We start from the raw sequence: 13,299 nt of genomic DNA on the forward strand, positions 1-13,299 counted from the left end.
CGGCATCCCCGCCTCCGTAACCGCCCCCGTCCCCCTCGCTTCCGCAGCCGAGCGCGCGCACCACGAGCCCGCCCACCCGACCGACACGGGAGAGGACCGGCAATGGACAACCCCCGCCCCCACCTCGCCAGACGCTCCCTCCTCGCCGCGGCCCCGGCAGCGGCCCTGCTCCCGTTCGCGGCCCCCGCCGCGGACGCCCGGGCCGCCTCCGGGCCGGCCGCCGGCACCAGCCCGCCCGCGGACGAGTACGACACCCTGCTCGACCGTGCCGCCCGCCTGCTGACCGGCGACGGCGTGGAACCCGGCGACACCGGTGTCGCCGCCGCCCTGCACCGGCTCGACTCCACCGCCACCGCCCTGTGGGAACAGCTCGACCGCAGCCCCTCCCGCACCGCGCTGTGGAGCGACCTCACCCCGGTCACCACACCGGGCAACTTCGGTCAGAGCTACACCCGGCTGCGCACCCTCGCCACCGCCTGGGCCACCCCGGGCACCACGCTCAGCGACTCCCCCCAGGCTGCGGACGCCCTCACCGGCGCCCTCCGTTTCCTGGACCGGAACGCCTACCACGCCGACGCCCGGGAGAGCGGCAACTGGTGGTTCTGGGAGATCGGCGCCCCCCGGGCCCTGCTGGACACCTGCGTGCTGCTGCGCGGCCGGCTGCCCGACGACGAACTGGCCCGGTACCTGGCCGCCGTGGACCGCTTCTGCCCCGATCCGGACCGCCGCACCAACCTCCCCTCCCTCGCCGAGACCGGAGCCAACCGCGCCGACAAATGCGTGATCGTCGCCCTGCGCGGACTGCTCGGCCGCTCCGGCACCAAACTCGCCTCCGCCCGTGACGGCCTCTCCGACATCCGGGACGACGGACGCAACAGCCTCTTCAGGTACGTCACCTCCGGCGACGGCTTCTACGCCGACGGCTCTTTCGTCCAGCACGACGCCGTGGCCTACACCGGCTCCTACGGCACCGTCCTGCTGAGCGCTGTCGCGCACGCCGCCGCCCTGCTCGCCGGCTCCCCCTGGGCCGTCACCGACCCCGGCATCGAGGTGGTGCACGAGGCGGTGGAGCGGAGCTTCGCCCCGTTCGTCCTCGACGGACCGATGGCCGACGCCGTCCGCGGTCGTGCCGTCTCCCGTGAACGGGAGAGCGACCGCACCGCCGGCGCCGCCGCGCTCTCCGGCATCCTGCTGCTGGCCGAGAGCGCACCCGCCGAGCGCCGCGACCGGTGGCGCTCCCTCGTGAAGGGATGGATCGAGCGCGACCGCACCCGGTCCTACTTCACCGCGGCCGATGTCCCCCAGGCGGTCCGCGCCGGCAAGCTGCTGGCCGACGACGAGGTGCGCCCCGCGGGACGGCCCGACCGGCACTTCGTCTTCGCCGACATGGACCGGGTGGTCCACCGCCGTCCCCGCTGGGCGCTGGCCCTCTCCCTCTCCTCCCGGCGCATCGCGGCCTACGAGGCCGGCAACGGCGAGAACCTGCACGGCTGGTACACCGGCGACGGCATGACGTACCTGTACACGGAGGACGATGCGGACCAGTTCGGCGACGGCTTCTGGCCGACCGTGGACCCCTACCGGCTGCCGGGCACGACGGTCCAGGTCCGGCCTCGCGCGGACGCGGGCACCGGCGACGGCACCGGCCTCCACCGGCCGCCCAACCACGTGGCGGGCGGCGCCGTGCTGGAGGACCGCTACGGCGTGGCCGCCATGCGACTGGCCGGAGCCGGCAGCACCCTCCGTGCCAGCAAGGCGTGGTTCTTCCTGGACGACGCCGTCGTCGCGCTCGGCGCGGACATCCGAGCCGACGAGCAGCGCACCGTCGAGACCGTCGTGGAGAACCGCAACCTCCACGCGCACGGCACCCCCCGTCTGCGCGTCGACGGTGCCCGCATGCCCCGCGCCCCGGGCTGGTCGCACACCTTCCGCCGGGCCGGCTGGGCGCACCTGGAGGGCGTCGGCGGGTACGTCTTCCCCGGCGGCGCCCGCCTGAGCGCACTGCGCGAAGCACGCACCGGAACCTGGCGCGGCATCAACACCGGCGCCGACACCGGCGGCAGCACCACCCCGCTCACCCGCCGCTACCTCACCCTCTGGCTGGACCACGGCACCGCGCCGTCCGGCGCCTCCTACGCCTATGTGCTGCTGCCCGGCGCCTCCGCGGCACGGACCGCCGGCTGGGCGGCCTCGTGGCCCGTACGCGTCCTCGCCGACTCGCCCGCCGTCCAGGCGGTGGTCTCCCGCCGGGACGGACTCCTCGCGGCGCACTTCTGGCAGGCCGGCAGCGTGGCCGGCCTCCACGCCGACGGCCCGGCCTCGGTGCTGGTGCGCCGCCGCGGCCGGCACACCACGGTCGCCGTGGCCGATCCGGGGCGCACCGCGGAACGGGTCACCGTCCGACTGCCCTTCCCCGCACGGTCCGTCGTCAGCCACGACGAGACCGTGACCGTCACGACGGGGCCTCGTCCGGCCGTCACCGTCGCGGTCGGCGGCTCCCGAGGCCACACCCATCACGCCCGGCTTGCCTGACGCCGCAACCCCCGAAAGGCACCGCCATGCCCGTACCGCCCCACCTCCCGCTGCCGCCGACCGACCGTGTCCGCTCACCCCGCACCGGCTGGACCCGCGCCCACTGGGAGGCGGTCGCCGACCGGTTGCTGGACGGGTGCCTGCCCTACGCCACCCCGGGGCTCGCCCAGTACCGGCTGCCCGGCCGGGCGAGCTGGTCCGGCGTCGTCAGCGACGGACTGGAGGGCTTCGCCCGCACCTTCCTGCTGGCCGCCTTCCGCATCGCAGGCGCCCGGGGCGAGGTGGCGCCGGAACTGATCGAACGGTACGCCGCGGGGCTCGCCGCGGGCACCGACCCGTCCGGCAACGAGGCGTGGCCCGCGCTCACCGACTGCTCGCAGCAGATGGTGGAGGCCGCCTCGATCGCCGTCGCCCTGCACGAGACCCGCCCCTGGGTGTGGGAGAAGCTGGAGGACCGGGTACGGGAGCGGATCGTCGACTGGCTCTCGGGCTTCGTCGGCCGCCGCACCTGGGACAACAACTGGCGGCTCTTCCAGGTCGTCTCCGAGCAGTTCCTCGCCTCCGTCGGCGCCCCCCACCGCAAGGAGGACATCGAGGGCGGCCTGGACCGGATCGAGGACTGGTACGCCGGCGACGGCTGGTACACCGACGGCGACGGCCGCAACTTCGACTACTACATCGGCTGGGCCATGCACCTGTACCCGCTCCTGTGGTCCAGGATGGCCGCGGCCACCGACGGCGGCGACGGTGGCCGCGGCGAGGTCTACCGGCAGCGGCTGAGCGCCTACCTCACCACCTACCCGCACTTCTTCGGCGCCGACGGGGCCCCCGTCCACCAAGGACGCTCCCTCACCTACCGCTTCGCCGTCCTGGCACCCCTGTGGATGGGGGCGCTCGCGGACTGCACCCCGCTGCCGCCGGGCCTCACCCGCCGGATCGCCTCGGGAACGCTGCGGCACTTCGTGGAGCGCGGCGCGCCCGACGAGCGCGGGCTGCTGCCGCTCGGCTGGTACGGCACACATCTGCCCACCACCCAGCCCTACTCCGGCCCGGCCTCGCCGTACTGGGCGAGCAAGGGCTTCCTGGGGCTGCTGCTGCCCGCCGACCACCCGGTGTGGACGGACAGGGAAGTCCTCATGCCTGTCGAGGAGGCCGACCGGTGCGTGGCGCTCCCGGCACCGGGCTGGCTGCTGCACAGCACCCGGCACGACGGCATCGTCCGCCTCGTCAACCACGGGAGCGACCACCAGCCGCCCGAGGGCGCCGGCGAGGACGACCCGCACTACGCCGCCTTCGCCTATTCGACGGCCACGGCGCCCCAGTCCGCGCCGCACGCCAGGCGGCGGGCCGACAACCATCTGGCGCTGGTGGCACCGGACGGCACCGTCTCCCGGCGCCGCCGCATCCATCCCCTCGGATGCGGCGACGGCCGGGCAGCCTCCTGGTACGAGGCCGAACTGCCCGGCCAGCCGGGGACATTCCGCATCGAGACGGTCTCCCTCGTGCACGGGCCCTGGGAGGTCCGCGTCCACCACGTCCAGGCCCCCGCCGGGGTGGCCGTCCGGGAGACCGGGTACGCGGTCGCACACCACCGGCGGCAGCAGGCCGCGACCGGGGAGGGCTGGGCCCTGGCCCGCACGGCGGACGGGTTGACCAGCGCCGTGATCGCTCTGCACGGCTGGGACGAGGACGGTGCCTCGGTCCTGCACGAGACCCACGCCAACGCCTGCGGACCGCACTCGGCCGTGCCCTCGCTGACCCTGGCCGCCCACCCCGGCGGGACGACCACCCACATCTGCCTGACGGTGCTCTCGCGCGACACCGTGGACCCCCGCGCACTCCGCGAGGCCGTCACCGCCTCCGCCGGCGAGGACGGAGTGGAGATCCGCTTCGCCGACGGCACCGTCCTGCGGCCCGACCCCGCAGGCGGCCGGCACACCCCGTGACGCACACGGGCGCCGGGGCGCGGGCGGAACCCGAGGCCCGTGCCGTTCGACAGCGAGGGGACCGGCACATGGCGGACCAGGGGCCGAACAGCCGGCCGGGGCGTGGTCCGAACGGTTCTGTGGTCTTCGGAACTGCGAACACCCGGAAGAACCCGCCCGTGTGGTGTGCGTTCGCCCAGGAGTGACCTGCGGACCGGTCCCCGGCGCGCGGGGGAAACCTATGGCCGCACCATGTGCGGCCGTGACGCACGGTCCGCACACGCCCCGAAGTTCCTCCGGGGGACGGGGGAGCGGGCCGGGCCGTTCGAAAGGACACAGCCATGACGAAGCGGAAAACCCTCCGCTCAGTACGCGCGGTGACGGTGGCCGCCACGGCGGCGGCGACCGCACTGGTGGGCATCATTCCGGCGGCGGCACTCGCCGGCAGCGGCTCCGACACCGACCGCGCGCCGCGCCGCGGCTACGTCTGCGACAGGCTGGAGCGGGACGAGAGCGCGGCGGTGGGCAGCAGCAGGTGCCGGGCGTTCAACGCTCCCCGGCACGGCACGATCCGTGGCGACTTCGTCATCGAGACCCGCGACAAGCGCCTCCGGGTCCTGTGCAAGGCCCGGCCCGGACGTGCCTCCGGTTACGCCAACACACCCAACTGGGTCCGCGGGGAGAACTGCCGCCGCGCCTGACCCCTCACCGCACACCGCCCGCCCGCTGAACGCCGCCCCGCCGCCGGGGCCGCCTCCGGGCGTGCCGCGTGCACCCCGCCGGCCGGGACCTGTCACAGGCCCCGGCCGGACGCCTGTCGGGACAGGGAGCCGGGCCCTCGCCGTACGCCGGCCGCCCCGGCAGCCGCCGAACGCATGCCCCTTCCGCGGCACCCGTCCGCCACCGGCCGGTCCCGCGCACACCTGAACTCCGCGCTTTCATCAGCACAGGTGAAACCTGCCCCTCATACGAGGGATCGCGGCCATGCACCGCGGGCCCGGTGCCGATCCTCTAGGGAGAAGGAACGACCCGGGACGGCGGGAGGCGGACACCGATGCCCCTTCGTACGCCATCCGCGGTGTGTCCGAGGCCGCCGGACCGCCCGCGCACGGTGACGGCCTTCCTCACCGCGGCCCTCGCCGTACTGCTCACCCTGCTGGTCCTCGACAGCACACCACCGACGGCCGTGGAACCGGCCGACTCCGCCGTCAGCGCCCCCGGCGTGGCCGTCACCGCGGCGCCCTGCCCCCAGGAAGCGATGGCCGGCCCGGCCCGCGACCGGCTCCCCGGACACGACCCCTCGGCCCAGGCGTGCCCCGGCGCCACCACCGCCCACCGCACGCTGTGCCACACGCTGCTGCCCGCGGTCGCGTCCCCGGCCGTCGGCGGCTCCCCGTCCGGCGCCGCGGCTGCGACAGGCCCGTGCACCGGTGTGACGGACAACTGTCGTCCGCCGGCGGCCCAGCGGCAGATCCTGCGCTGCTGATCGGTTCCGCCCCGGCCGCGGCACCACGACTCCGTGCGCCGCGGCCGGAGGCTGCCCGGTCCCGTACCTCTTGCCGCAGGAGAGCCATGCCTACAGATCCTTTCCGCGCCATCGCCGCCCTGGCACGCGCCGAAGCCGGCCGTACGACGAAACCCGCCCCGCCCGCACCCCGGGAACCCGCCGAGCCGCCCCGGGCCGAACCCGCGGTGCCGGAACGCCGCCGCGCCCGCTGGCGCGAGATCGCCCGCCGGCTCCGGCACCCCCGGTCGGCCGCCGGGTAGACCCGGCACCGCCCGCACACCGGCCCCGGCCGGCGTGCGGGCACGGCGGGGTGCGCCCCCCGCACGCGAAACCGCCCCCGTACAAGCCGGTGGCTCGTACGGGGGCGGCCGGACAGGGGCTGGGTGCCGGGCGTCATTCCGCTTCGGCGGCCACCGGTTTCGGGATGAGGAACGAGGTCGCGAACGCGACGGCGAGGAGGACCACTCCGGCGATCATGCCCGCCGCGTAACCGGTGGGGGAGGCGGCGTCCTTCGGCAGCGCCGCCGTCTGCACGGCGTAGATCACCGCGAAGCTCAGGCCCGAACCGAGGTTGAACGCACCCGCGTTGAGGCCCGGCAGGAAGCCGGGGTTCTCCCGCGGCGAATGCACGATGCCCAGCCCGTTGAGGACGATGTTGGCCACTCCCGCGTACGCCACACCGACCAGGACGGAGGCCGCCAGCAGCAGCCAGCGCGAGTGCACGTCGAGAGTGAGCAGCATCAGCACGACCGTGCCGGCGGCGCCGATCAGCCCGGCGCGCAGGATGCGGCCGTAGCCGTGAGTGGCGGCCAGCCGGCCGGCGAGCGGGCCCATGGCCAGCCCGGCCAGTGCGTACGGGGTGAGGGTCCACCACGCGGACTGCTCGGCCGACATGCCGAACCCGGCATCGGCGTCCTGCGCGAAGGCGGGCAGCAGGCCGTTCATCACGGCGAAGACGCCGGTCATGGTGAGCACCGTGGTCAGCAGGGTCGCCCAGGTGGCCCGGCGGCGCAGATGGCGGGTGGCCACCAGCGGGTGGGTGCCACGGTCCTGGACGCGCCAGAAGAGGGCGAAGGCCAGTGCGGAGACCACGACGAGTCCGCCCACCAGCGGCCAGTTCGCCGCACCCAGCTTGCCCGCCTCGTTCAGCGCGATGAGCATGGCGCCCACGGAGACGACGAGCAGGACGACGCCCGGCCAGTCCATACGGGTGCCGGAGGCGGCGCGCGACTCGGGCGCCAGTGCCGCGACCAGAACGGTGCCGAGGGCGGCGACCAGCGCCATCGCCCAGAAGACGGCGGCGAAACCGTGGTGGTCGGCGAGGTAGCCGCCGGCGAGCGAATCGACGCCGGCGATACCGCCGTTGACGGCCGTGATGACACCGAGCAGGGTGCCGTACTTCTTGGGTTCGGTGACCTCGACCCGCAGCATGATCAGGCACAGCGGCACAGTGGGCCCGGAGACGCCCTGGATGACGCGGCCGGCGAACAGCATCGGCACGCTGTTGGCCAGCGCGGCGACGACGCAGCCCACGGCCATCAGCGCCAGCATGCCCGCGAGCACCTTGCGGCGGCCGATGAGGTCGCCGAGGCGCGGCAGGAAGAGGGAGAAGAGCGCGGCGGAGGTGAAGAACGCCGTCTGCGTCATCCCGATCTCGGCCGAACTCGCGTGCAGGGAGCGTTCCATGCTGCTGAGAGCCGGGCTGAGCATGCTCGCGTTGAGCTGGAAGGCGAAGCAGGCCACGAGCAGCGCGGTCATCAGCACGCCGATCCGCACCGGACGGCCCTGGCGCAGATGGCCCCCGGTGGCGGTGGGGGAGAGGCCGGTCATGCCCGTCACGCCCGCTCGCCGGCGGCAGGGGCCGCCGTGCTGCTCGTCGCCTCTTCGGCGGCCTCGGCAGCCGCGCCGACCGTGCCGGAGGCGTCCTGCGCGGCCGACCGTGTCGCTTCGGCGCCGCCGCCCTCGCCGATCCGCTCCAGTGCGTCGATGACCAGGTCCCAGAAGCGGGCGTGGTCGAGGTCGACGGCGACCTGGGTGTGGCAGTCGGCGGGGGCCGGGGCGCGGAAGTCGGCGACCGTCATGCCGAGCGTCAGTCCGCCGCGCAGTTCGATGTCGACGGGGGCCTTGCGCACCGTCATCACATCCGGGTCGATGACGTAGGCCACGGCGCACGGATCGTGCACGGGCGGGTGGGCGAAGCCCTGGTTCTCCAGGTAGGTGGCGCCGAAGAAGTCCAGCAGTTCGTTGACGAAGGCCGCCGGGCGGGTGCCCAGTTTCGCGATCCGCCCGGTCACCTCGGGGGTGGCCAGGGCCTGGTGGGTCAGGTCGAGGCCGACCATGGTGACCGGCCAGCGCTCGTTGAAGACGATGTGCGCGGCCTCCGGGTCGATGACGATGTTGAACTCGGCCACCGGGCTCCAGTTGCCCTGGTGGTAGCCGCCGCCCATCAGGACGACCTCGCGCACCCGTTCGGCGATCCGTGGTTCCTTGCGGACGGCCAGCGCGATGTTGGTGAGCCCCGCAGTCGGGACGAGGGTGATCTCGCCGGGCTCGTGGGCCATGACGGTGTCGATGATCAGGTCCACGGCGTGCCGCTCGTCCACGTCGAACGCGGGCTCGGGGAGTTCGGGGCCGTCCAGGCCGGTCTCGCCGTGGATGTCCGGTGCCGTCTCGATCTCGCGGACCAGCGGCCGGGGGCAGCCGGCCGCGAACGGGACACCGGTGATGCCCGCGATCCGGGCCACGGCGAGCGCGTTGCGCGTCACCTTCTCCAGCGTCTGGTTGCCGACGACGGTGGTGACGGCGACCAGCTCGACATCCGGGTTGCCGTGGGCGAGCAACATCGCGATCGCGTCGTCGTGCCCCGGGTCGCAGTCGAGGATGATCTTTCTGGCCACGAAGAGCCCCTTTGCTCAGCCCTCCCGTCGCTCCGGCCGCCGCCTCGGGCGGCAGTGCGGCGGGAGGCGGGGGCTGTGTGGCGGGGGCGACGGGACGCGGTGGGAAAACGTTCTCCCAAGACTCTGCGCAGGGCCCTTCCGGATGTCAATGGAGGACTACGTCACATCGGTACAAGGGGGTCTGGGAGGGGCAGAATGCGGCTGATAACGTTTGCCGAGCTTCGGTCCGCCGCCGGGAGAGAACGGGACAGGACCGGGCCGGACTCCGACGAAGAAGTGGTGGCCGCCGTGACCCCTGGCTCCGACATCACACTGCGCGATGTGGCGCGCGCCTCCGGCTACTCCGTCTCCACCGTCTCCCGCGTGCTGTCCGCCTCACGGCCCGTCGGCGCCGGCACCGCCCGCCGGGTCCGCGAGGCCGCCGAACGCCTCGGCTACCGGCCCAACCAGGTCGCGCGGGCCCTGCGCAGCAGGAGCACCGCCACCGTCGGACTCGTCCTCCCCCAGATCACCAACCCCTTCTACCCGACGCTCGTCAGGGAGCTGACCCACGTCCTGGACGAGCGCGGACGGGCCGTACTGCTCGTCGACTGCGACGACGACCCGGACAAGGAAGCCGCCCGGATCGAAGCCCTGCTGGCCCGGCAGGTCGACGCGCTGCTCGTGGTCCCCGTCGACGAACACCGCAGCCGGCCCGCCGTCGCCGCAGCCGCCGCACGCGTCCCCCTCGTCCTGCTCGACCGCAGCTGCGGGCCCGGCGTCGCCGACCTCGTCGCCGTCGACAACGCCGCCGGAATGGCGCTCGTGCTCGACCACCTCGCCGCGCGAGGCCGCCGCCGGCCCTGCTACATCGGCGCCGACGGCACCGCCTCGGCCGCCGCGGAACGCCGCGCCGCCTACGAGGCGGGCGTCAGCGCACTCACCCCCGGGGAACCGCCGCTGCTCGCCCTCGGCGACTTCTCCGCCGCCTGGGGCCGCGAGGCCGTCGACCGGCTCTGGGACGAGCGGGATCGCGGCGATCGCCGGCCTCCGGACGCCGTGGTCTGCGGCAACGACCTCATCGCACTCGGCGTCATCCAGCGGCTGCGGCAACTCGGCGTCGACGTACCCGGCCAGGTCGCCGTGACCGGCTTCGACGACGTACCGCCCGCCGACCTCGCCGACCCGGCCGTCACCACGGTGCGGCAGCCGGTACGGGACATCGCGGTCGAGGCGGTACGGCTGCTGGAACGCGGACTCGACGGCGCCGGGGCGCCCGTCTGCGACGGCAGCCCGCAGGACGCCGCCCCGCGCTCCCCCGGCACGCCGGTGGCCCGGCACGCCGTGCGGCTCGCACCGCACCTCGTCGTCCGTGCCTCCACGGTGCCCGACACCGCCCCGGCCCCCTCCGGCACCCGGCACGGCGCCCGATCCGGCCCGGCCGGCACCCCCGCGCCGCGCTCCGCCGTCTCCCCGACCGCACCCCTCATCCCGAACAGCACGAAGGCAGCCCAGTGATCGCAGTCGTCGGAAGTCTCAATCTCGATCTCGTCACCTCCGTACCGCACCACCCGGTGCCGGGCGAGACGGTGCTGGGCGGGGACATCGCCCAGCACCCCGGCGGCAAGGGGGCCAACCAGGCGGTGGCCGCGGCACGGCTCGGCGGCGAGGTGGCGTTCGTCGGCCGGGTCGGCGACGACGACGCCGCCGAGGTGATGCTGCGCGCCGCCCGCGACCAGGGCGTGGACGTCGGTCACGTGAGGCGGACCCCCGCCACCCCCACCGGCCGCGCGCTCATCGCCGTCAGCCCCCAGGGCGAGAACACCATCATCGTCAGCCCCGGCGCCAACGCCCGCCTCACCGCGGCCGACTGCGCCGCCGCGGCGGACACCCTCGGCCGGGCGCGGGTCACCGTGCTCCAGCAGGAAGTGCCGGACGAGGCCAACCACGAGGCCGCACGGCTGTCCGGCGGCACCGTCCTGTACAATCCGGCGCCCGCCGTCCCGGGCGCCGAGATCCCCTCCGGGGTCGACCTGCTGGTGCCCAACCGCACCGAACTGGGCGCACTCGCCGGACTCGCCACGGAACCCGTGACGCTGGACGAGGTCGCGTCGGCGGCACGACGGCTGCGGGGCGCCGCAGCCGTCGTCGTCACCCTCGGCGGCGACGGCGTCCTGCTGTGCGAGGGCTCCGCCCACCTGCACATCCCGGCCTTCCCGGTGACGGCCTTGGACACCACGGCGGCGGGCGACTCCTTCTGCGGAGCCCTTGCCGTCGCCCTGGCCGAGGGCCGCCCGCTGGAGGACGCCGCCCGGTTCGCCGCCGCGGCGGCGGCCGTCAGCACCACCCGGCCCGGGGCCCAGCCGTCGCTGGCCCGCCGCGAGGAGGCCGAGGCCCTGCTCGCGGGCAACCCGCCTGCCTGAAACGCCACCGGTTCCCCCGCCGTTCGGTACGGCCACATCGGCGCGGGCGGCCACCCCGGGGTGGGATACCGTGTGCGCGCAACTGCGGCTAGGCGTACGGGACGACTGGGCCTGACGGGACTGCGGGACTTCAAGAACATCCGGGACGACGCCTTTGCCACCGCCGACGGCCGGTTCGAGACCGATGACCGGAACGACGACCACAACGACGCTTTCCGGCACGCCTGCTGGAACGCGCTGATGACCAAGAAGTACGGCGCCGAGTGGACCGAGAAATACACCTACGCCCACGAGGCCATCCCGGGCAACAACCCCGAGCGCGAGGCGATGGACCTGCACAACAACGAGGTCGGCAGACGGATCGCGCGAGAACATCCCGACGCGGGCGAGGAGGAACTGGCCGACCTCGTGGAGAAGGCCGTACGGGACGGCGAGATGGTCGTCATACCCAAGGGCGGGGGCCGTCTGGTCTTCAGCGATCAGGTCGGCCCCGGCGGAACCGGGGATCCGGTGCTGCCCGCACCCGAGGAGGACCGGGAGGCGGTGTCGGGCTGGGCGGACAGCGGCGGCTCGGGCAGCGGCAGAAGAAGCGGAGCGGGGAGCGGAAGTTGAGGCGCGGAACGGTCGCGGCGGGCGTCGCCGTCCTGCTGCTGTGCACGGCGTGCGCGGAAACGGGGAACCAGGTGAGTGAGGCGTACGAAGCGGGCGTGGGCGGAGGTGGTGTCACCCATGACGAGGCACTCTCGGACGACATCCGTGAGTTGAGCCGGCGCGGCGGTACGGCGAAGCTCGCCGATCTGACGGATTTCGCCTGGGAGAAGGTGCATGTCTTCAGTGAGGGCGCGTCGGCGCGGCAGGTGGAGAGGGCCGTGGGCGAGCCCGTCCTCGGCGACAAGTTCTACTACGACGCGGGCAATCTCCTGGTGTTCGAGTACAACGGGAAGGTCTCGAAGGCCGTCTCGGTGCTCCCGGACCTGTTGGTCACCGACGGCAGGAGGAGCTGGGGCCCCGGCACGGTGCTCAAGCCGCAGACGCGCTCCCGCAACACCCTGCTGCGGCTGTCCGAGGAGTGAGGCGCAGCGGGACCCCATGGCCGGCCGTGTGTCAGGGCGTGGAGTGCAGGTGGATCAGTCCCGCGTCGGTCGGCCGGAAGCCGCAGGCGGTGAAGTAGAAGTCGCGCAGGTGCGGTTCGAAGTCGACGTGCAGCCATTCGCAGCCCGCGGCGCGCGCGTGGGCCGCCGCCACTTGGACGACCGCTGTGCCGATGCCGCGGTGCTGGTGTGAGCCGCGGGTCTTGGTGTCGAGCAGGAAGGCGTGGTCCTGGCCGTCCCAGGCCACGTTCACGAATCCGACGAGAAGTCCGTCGCCGTCGCGGGCCGCCACCCAGCCGAGGCTGTGCGTTCTGACCTTGTCCCACCAGCCGGCGACGGCGTCGCCGCCGTGCGATCTGACGAGGCCGACCATCTCCTCGTCGGTAAGGGGGTCGCGCCAGGTGCAAGTGATCGTTTCGTCCATCCCGCCAGCATCGCCGACCGGCTGCCGCACACCAACTCAGTAACGGGAAAGGGGACCCCGCGGGTTCGGGCCAGGTGCCCTGCCTCAGTCCGGTGCCGGGCCCAGCGCGTGGCCGGTCGTGGCATCCACATGGCCGGGCACCTCGTCGTGCCGGTCGCCGACCGACAGGGTGCCGGTCGGCTCGAACAGCAGGATGGCGGCCCCGTTCTCGGAGGCGGGTTTGTGCTCGACGCCGCGCGGGACAGTGAAGACGGTGCCGGCGGGCAGCGTCACCGTGCGCTCCCCGTCGTCCTGACGCAAGGCGATGGACAGCTCGCCGTCGAGGACGAGGAAGAACTCGTCCGTGTGCTCGTGCACATGCCAGACGTGCTCGCCTCGGACCTTGGCGATGCGCGCGTCGTAGTCGTTGACGCGGGTGACGATCCGGGGGCTCCATAGGGCGTCGAAGGAGGCCAGGGCCCGGTGCAGATCAATGGGCTGGTTGCTCATGCGTCCATCGTCGGCCGTGGCGCCGGGCCCCG

General features: G+C 74.0%; 13 protein-coding genes. 9 read left to right on the forward strand and 4 right to left on the reverse strand.

The window, feature by feature from the left end; translation table 11 throughout:
* Positions 1-102 precede the first annotated feature (102 nt).
* The 5 genes from IO40_RS0106655 (at position 103) to IO40_RS0106675 (ending at position 6,224) form a co-directional block, all read left to right on the forward strand.
* On the forward strand, positions 103-2,532 hold the full coding sequence (locus tag IO40_RS0106655; protein ID WP_016471600.1) for a polysaccharide lyase 8 family protein: 2,430 nt from the start codon (positions 103-105) through the stop codon (positions 2,530-2,532).
* Between the two features lie 26 nt (positions 2,533-2,558).
* On the forward strand, positions 2,559-4,478 hold the full coding sequence (locus tag IO40_RS0106660) for a DUF2264 domain-containing protein (protein WP_016471601.1): 1,920 nt from the start codon (positions 2,559-2,561) through the stop codon (positions 4,476-4,478).
* Between the two features lie 320 nt (positions 4,479-4,798).
* Complete coding sequence (locus IO40_RS0106665) at positions 4,799-5,158, forward strand: hypothetical protein (RefSeq protein ID WP_016471602.1); 360 nt, start codon at positions 4,799-4,801, stop codon at positions 5,156-5,158.
* 410 nt (positions 5,159-5,568) lie between these two features.
* Positions 5,569-5,943, forward strand: a complete 375-nt coding sequence (locus IO40_RS36810) for a hypothetical protein (protein WP_030407368.1) — start codon at positions 5,569-5,571, stop codon at positions 5,941-5,943.
* 86 nt (positions 5,944-6,029) lie between these two features.
* Entirely contained in the window at positions 6,030-6,224 is a 195-nt protein-coding gene (locus IO40_RS0106675) for a hypothetical protein (RefSeq protein WP_016471604.1), read from the forward strand.
* A 133-nt stretch (positions 6,225-6,357) separates the two neighbouring features.
* On the opposite strand, the gene uriT is transcribed toward IO40_RS0106675, so the two are convergent.
* Both uriT and uriH read right to left on the reverse strand, forming a co-directional pair.
* On the reverse strand, positions 6,358-7,794 hold the full coding sequence (gene uriT / locus IO40_RS0106680; RefSeq protein ID WP_016471605.1) for a uridine transporter UriT: 1,437 nt from the start codon (positions 7,792-7,794) through the stop codon (positions 6,358-6,360).
* Between the two features lie 5 nt (positions 7,795-7,799).
* A complete protein-coding gene (gene uriH, locus IO40_RS0106685; protein ID WP_016471606.1) occupies positions 7,800-8,861 on the reverse strand; it encodes a uridine-preferring nucleoside hydrolase UriH in 1,062 nt (353 codons plus the stop codon).
* 288 nt (positions 8,862-9,149) lie between these two features.
* Between uriH and IO40_RS0106690 the strand changes: the two genes are divergently transcribed.
* The 4 genes from IO40_RS0106690 (at position 9,150) to IO40_RS0106705 (ending at position 12,336) form a co-directional block, all read left to right on the forward strand.
* Positions 9,150-10,358 carry a LacI family DNA-binding transcriptional regulator gene (locus IO40_RS0106690; RefSeq protein ID WP_234029846.1) on the forward strand — a complete coding sequence of 403 codons (1,209 nt, stop codon included), beginning with the start codon at positions 9,150-9,152 and terminating at the stop codon, positions 10,356-10,358.
* Positions 10,355-11,263 (forward strand): ribokinase, encoded by a 909-nt coding sequence (gene rbsK, locus IO40_RS0106695; RefSeq protein ID WP_016471608.1) that lies wholly within the window; start codon positions 10,355-10,357, stop codon positions 11,261-11,263. Before IO40_RS0106690 ends, rbsK begins: the two co-directional genes overlap by 4 nt.
* 72 nt (positions 11,264-11,335) lie before the next feature.
* The gene (locus tag IO40_RS33230; protein ID WP_016471609.1) at positions 11,336-11,875 is read left to right on the forward strand and encodes a DUF6973 domain-containing protein; all 540 of its coding nucleotides are present in this window, start codon (positions 11,336-11,338) and stop codon (positions 11,873-11,875) included.
* Positions 11,872-12,336: a hypothetical protein gene (locus tag IO40_RS0106705; RefSeq protein ID WP_016471610.1), complete on the forward strand. Its 465-nt coding sequence runs from the start codon at positions 11,872-11,874 to the stop codon at positions 12,334-12,336. The genes IO40_RS33230 and IO40_RS0106705 overlap by 4 nt, the downstream gene beginning before the upstream one ends.
* Before the next feature lie 31 nt (positions 12,337-12,367).
* Here the strand turns inward: IO40_RS0106705 and IO40_RS0106710 are convergent, their stop codons facing one another.
* Together IO40_RS0106710 and IO40_RS0106715 are read right to left on the reverse strand one after the other, a co-directional pair.
* The gene (locus IO40_RS0106710; RefSeq protein ID WP_016471611.1) at positions 12,368-12,778 is read right to left on the reverse strand and encodes a GNAT family N-acetyltransferase; all 411 of its coding nucleotides are present in this window, start codon (positions 12,776-12,778) and stop codon (positions 12,368-12,370) included.
* A gap of 84 nt (positions 12,779-12,862) precedes the next feature.
* A complete protein-coding gene (locus IO40_RS0106715) occupies positions 12,863-13,267 on the reverse strand; it encodes a cupin domain-containing protein (protein WP_016471612.1) in 405 nt (134 codons plus the stop codon).
* Between the last annotated feature and the right edge of the window lie 32 nt (positions 13,268-13,299).

It is taken from the genome of Streptomyces albus subsp. albus, from assembly GCF_000725885.1.
Lineage (GTDB): Bacteria > Actinomycetota > Actinomycetes > Streptomycetales > Streptomycetaceae > Streptomyces > Streptomyces albus.